Source organism: Pseudomonas sp. TWI628, from assembly GCF_039673865.1.
Taxonomy (GTDB): Bacteria; Pseudomonadota; Gammaproteobacteria; order Pseudomonadales; family Pseudomonadaceae; genus Aquipseudomonas.
In genome coordinates this window covers 1-5,228 of the sequence record NZ_JBDJMM010000058.1, presented here as the reverse complement: position 1 = coordinate 5,228, position 5,228 = coordinate 1, and the positions used below count along the sequence as shown (strand labels likewise).

4 protein-coding genes and 2 pseudogenes are annotated in these 5,228 nt (G+C 50.2%); all 6 read right to left on the bottom strand.

The window, feature by feature from the left end:
- Window positions 1-202, bottom strand: a pseudogene (locus ABE528_RS27220) (RHS repeat protein); the annotation flags it as partial.
- A 138-nt stretch (window positions 203-340) separates the two neighbouring features.
- Entirely contained in the window at window positions 341-805 is a 465-nt protein-coding gene (locus tag ABE528_RS27215; RefSeq protein WP_346654621.1) for a hypothetical protein, read from the bottom strand.
- Window positions 799-2,985 (bottom strand): annotated as a pseudogene (locus ABE528_RS27210) (RHS repeat-associated core domain-containing protein); the annotation flags it as partial. The pseudogene ABE528_RS27210 and the gene ABE528_RS27215, both read right to left, overlap by 7 nt.
- 329 nt (window positions 2,986-3,314) lie before the next feature.
- The gene (locus ABE528_RS27205) at window positions 3,315-3,605 is read right to left on the bottom strand and encodes a hypothetical protein (RefSeq protein ID WP_346654620.1); all 291 of its coding nucleotides are present in this window, start codon (window positions 3,603-3,605) and stop codon (window positions 3,315-3,317) included.
- A 245-nt stretch (window positions 3,606-3,850) separates the two neighbouring features.
- Window positions 3,851-4,447: a hypothetical protein gene (locus ABE528_RS27200; protein WP_346654619.1), complete on the bottom strand. Its 597-nt coding sequence runs from the start codon at window positions 4,445-4,447 to the stop codon at window positions 3,851-3,853.
- A gap of 6 nt (window positions 4,448-4,453) precedes the next feature.
- On the bottom strand, window positions 4,454-5,228 hold a 775-nt coding region (locus tag ABE528_RS27195; RefSeq protein WP_346654618.1), incomplete at its 5' end, for an RHS repeat-associated core domain-containing protein.

Below are 5,228 nucleotides of genomic sequence, written 5' to 3'. Positions count from 1 at the left end.
AGGTGCGTTGCAGGCGGGTGGTCTGGCCTTTGCCATCGGTGTGGGTCAACACCTGACCCAGGGTGTTGTAGGTGAAGGTCTCTGCAGTGCCATCCGGGTGGTTGATACGTAATACTTCGCCGTCCGGTTTGCGTTCCAGCGTGGTGGTCTGATTCAGCGCATCGGTCACTGCGACGAGGTGGTCACGCTCGTATATGACCACCCTTAAAAGCTCAGTTTTTAAAGATCGGAGGTCACCCTGAGTAAATCAAAGCCGTTACTTATCATTAAGAAAACATCAAAAAGCGCTATAAGTTATCAAGATCACAACTCTTTAGCAGCTTTGTCAAGGCGCGGCACATCATTCAGATACACGCCCATATATCACCTGCAATTGCGCCAAATATTTCTTAACTCCAGGAATTCGAATAGATTTTAAGTATCCCTCCAATGCATCCAAATCAAAGCTTAAAAAATGCAACTCAATTAAATATAGATTAAGAAAATTTTGATAAAATGGATGCGTCTCTAAGACCACGTCATCTTCATCTTCTGGACTCTTGCCTTCTTGCTCATCAGGCACCCCGCTTAACAACTTAAGTTTTTCTGCAATGTAGCGACAAATCAGATCAGCATCCTGAGCGACAGCAACCAGCGCAGCCGGCTCAAGCCTTGCCAGATTTAACTTATTGGCATCAAGCTGAAGAACCACGTCGGGGACAGGATCAGAATTAACCCGCAACCTTAATTTTCCAACAACAGCACTTAACAAATCCATATACACTTTGCCATTGATCCAAGCACGAATATCCTCTACATCTACCATACGTCAAGCCCCTTAATAATCCTAACCAAGTCACTGCCTACATGCCTGAACGGGTCAACCGCTTCGTGCTCCCAAGGTGTCAGAGCGTCCAGATTTTGCGTCTTATGCACTCCGTCACCACCTATTCGCTGCGGAATGTCCCTATGATGTAGTTCCATCGAAACGTCTTTGGTCTGTGGAAGTCCCGTTCTTCTGTTAATCACTTCTACAGTTATTTTTGGCGCTTTACCGTCTGCCATACGAGCCATGTTCGCAGCGGAGTATGTTCTCGTAGGCGCTTTAGCTTCGGCTTTCCAGTAGTTCCTCCGCGCACTACTCCAACATTCCCAGCCCCAAGGATCAAACCAGCCAGTTGGGTTAGGCACATAATGATATAGATTGAACCCACCATCTATACCGATTGGATCCTGGGTGATGAATCGCCCTACTTCAGAATCATAATATCGGAACGTATTATAGTGCAGCCCCGTTTCATAATCGAAATACTGCCCCTGAAAGCGCAGATCTTGCTCAACCTCATCAACAGCCAGTTGCTCCACTGCCCCCCACGAACGATACGTCGCCTGCCAAACGATCGTGCCATCACTGTCCGTCAGCTCCAGCGGCGTACCAATCTGATCCGTATGGAAGTAATAAAGCTTCTGCCCTTCCCCTTCCGCCTGATCGACTCGCGCCAGCGGCGCATAGCTCCCCGGCTCATACACATACAAGATACTCTGCCCAGGCGTCTCTTCCCGCAGCATCCTCAGCCCTTGCCACAGGAAGCGCTTCTGTTCGACTTCGCCGTTGATTTCCGCCTGCTTGGCCACCCGCCGCCCCAGGCTGTCGTAGCGATACGCGCCACGGCTCTCCAGCTTGCCGTTAACCAGGGTCTCGGCGCGAACCAGCCGGTTCTCGCAGTCGTAGCTGAAGCTCTGCAGCTTGCTGTGCCCCGAGCGCTTCTCGATCAGGTTGCCCCATGGGTCGTAGCGGTATTCCTGGTCCCGCCACTGCTTGATCCGGTTGTCCTTGACCTTGGCAAACTGCCGGGCATTGAAGTCCAGGCGGTTGGCCGCCGCGTCGTAGCGGAATTCTTCAGTGCCTACCAGCGAGCCGGTATCGCGGCTGCGCAACTGGCCATTGGCTTCGTACTCGTACTTGATCTCGCCACGCAGCTTGTCGAGCGTGCGCACCAATTCACCCGCGGGGTCGTACTGATAGCGGCGGTGAATCGGGTTGTAGGCATGCTCCACCAGCAGCGAGGTATTGATACCGGTGTTGTGCACCTGTGAAAGCTTGTCCGCGGGCAAGGTCGAGGCAAACTGCCAGGCCTTGCGCCCCATGGCGTCGTAGCCGAAGCAACTGGTGAGCTTGCCCTGGGTGCGATAGACCTCGCGGTGCAGGTCGTCCCGCTCCAGGTCGCTGATCACCTGGCCGTCCAGGTTCAGCTGGTGCAAATGGCCGCTGCCGTAATACAGGTGGTTGAGCTTGCGGCCATCCGGCAGGGTCAGTGTGGTCAGGTTGCTGAGGGCATCGTACTCATAGTCCAGTGCGCCGCTTGGGCTCAGTTCCTGTGTCAGACGACCTAGCAGGTCATAGCTGTAGCCGAGCTCTTCGTCGGTGATACCCAGCTGCTTACCTGTAGGCGTCGGCTGGCGCTGAATGCTCAGCAAGCGGTCAGCATCGTCGTAGGCGAAGGCTTGCCGCGCATCGCGGTTGACCTTGGCCATCAACCGGCCGATGGCATCGCGTTCGAACAGCGTGCTGCGCTCGGGGCGCTCACCGTTTTCGCCGTAGCCGATTTCGTCCAGGCGGACCAGATGCCCGCCAGCGTCGTAGCTGAAGCGTCGGGTCAGATTGTCGACCCGCACTTCTTCGCTCAGGCGGTCCGATGCATCGTAGGCGAAGCGGTACGCCGAACTGTTCTCGTTGACCAGCACGGTCAAGCGCAGGGCCTTGTCGTACTCATAGCGAACCCACTCGCCCTTGGCATCCTGACGGCTGCTCGGCAGGCCGCGCGAGGTGCGCTGGAGATAGGTGGTCTGGCCTTTTCCGTCGGTGTGCGTCAGCACCTGGCCTAGGGTATTGTAGGTAAAGGTTTCCGCCGTACCGTCCGGGTGCTTGATGCGCAGCACTTCACCGTCGGGCTTGCGCTCCAGCGTGGTGGTCTGGCTCAGTGCATCGGTCACTCCGACGAGGTGGTCACAATTTTAGATGACCACCCTTAAAGGCTCAGTTTTTAAAGATCGGGGCCGTCCAGAAAAATTGAAGCTTCTTCTCATCATTAAAAATGACACTAAAACACCATGAGTTACCGAAACACAGTCCTCCAGCATGTCGCCCCAGAGAGTGACACATCACACAGATATTGCCTTATATAGTCCTTTCAACTGTGCCGCGTATTTCTTAACCCCAGGGATTCGAATTGACTTTAAGTAGCCCTCCAATGCACCCGAATCGAAGCTTAAGAAATACAGCTAAATTAAATATAAATTTAGGAAACTCTGACAAAATGCATGCATCTCTATGACTACATCATCTTCATCTTCCGATTTTTTCCTTCTTGCTCTTCAGACAACTCACTAAGTGATTTAAGCTTCCCGGCAATATAGCGACAAGTCAGATCAGAATTCTCTGCAGCAGCAATCAGTGCAGCCGGATCCAGCTTTGCCAGATTCAACTTATCAGCATCAAGCTGAAGAGCCACATCAGGAACAGGATTAAAATTAACTGGCAACTTTAGCTGCTCAACTACAAGCTTCAGCAGGTCAACATATACGTTACCATTGATCCAAGCACGAACATCTTTAACGACTATCATACGCCAAGCCCCTTAATAAGCCTAACCAAATCACTGCGTTCCTGAAACCATCGTCAAAGTTGAGGCACTAGGCGGGCGTAGATAGAAACGCTCTTTCGGCTGGCCAGTTCTATCAGGTGATAGTGAGACGACTGTGGCAAGGAGATAGCCGTCTCAAACCGAACCAATAAAGAACCTTATACTATTAAGGTGTTTTTTGGCCAAGTATCAAAAGCCGCAAATGCAAAATGCCACTCAATCAAGGATCACCCCCAAGGAGCATAAATAAAATCGCCATCAATTTTCTTGAATTCTAGCCCGATAAGATTTCTATCCAAGTAACCGCACCTGAATTCTGAAGAGCATACGATTTGCTTTAACTCCTCACAATAAAAAAGATCTTCATCAATACCACCCCTTATAACAAACTTTTCGATCCGGTCATAGACCGCAGGCATACCTTGGCGCTCTCCCTCAGGCCTTAAGAGTCCCTCATCCATGAGAATAAACTTGGATTTATCCAAATCTAGTATTGAACGCCTGCTCTGGACAATAAATAGATTATAAGCCTTACTTGCCCCAACCCCTTTGCGCAACTCAATCGCCAAAGGCACACTAAAATACTTGCAATTATACAACTCGCAAAGACTCACGAAATCCAAAGACACGATATACTGTTCAAAAAACGCATCCCCATAAAATGCATCCAGATCGATTTTAGCGTGGTATGAACCGCCAAAAATATCACTGCTAGGATTTTCTAAAACCTGATTAAATTCTGGCAACTTAGGCGCCCACTCAACATCAAAAAAAAGCGGAACACCATGAACTTCAGCAGCATTAATTACATAAAATTCTTTCATAACACCTCACAACAATCTACCCGAAACAGGATCAACTTTAAATAGGCCATTCTGAAGCCCTGATCTTGCCCAATCCTGAATATTCTTTATACCTAAAATTAGTTGCGTATCGCTCAATTGAGGAGCCACTTTGTTTAGCTCAAGTAGCTTTTGACCTACTGCCGTCGTATACGAGTCATGATTTGTCCAATGCCCAGGCAGATCTATATACTGAACGTTTTTCTTGTCCGGCAAGAAAATTCCGTTTGATGCGCCATCACCATCAAAACCCAAACCCTTCAAACGCTTAAACATAGATCCAAATATAGGCTTATTCATCAGTTGCTCAGGTATGAGATGGTGATTAGCCATCCCATCACCTGTTCTATGCCCCATGTTTTGGCCTAGCTTAGTCGAACACCATCCCAGCGGGTCAATTTCCTGAGCAGGATTTGCAGCGTACAAATAAATATTAATTCCACCTGCAAGCCCTATGGGATCCTGCGACAGAAACCTTCCTACCTCAGCGTCGTAGAAACGGAACGTATTGTAGTGCAGCCCAGTTTCGCCATCAAAATACTGCCCCTGGAATCGCAGATTCTGCTCGACTTCCTTAACCGCCAGCTGCTCTACTGAACCCCAAGAACGATACGTCGCCTGCCAAACAATCGTACCATCACTGTCCGTCAACTCCAGCGGCGTACCAATCTGATCCGTATGGAAGTAATAAAGCTTCTGCCCTTCCCCTTCCGCCTGATCAACCCGCGCCAACGGCGCATAGCTACCCGGCTCGTACACATAC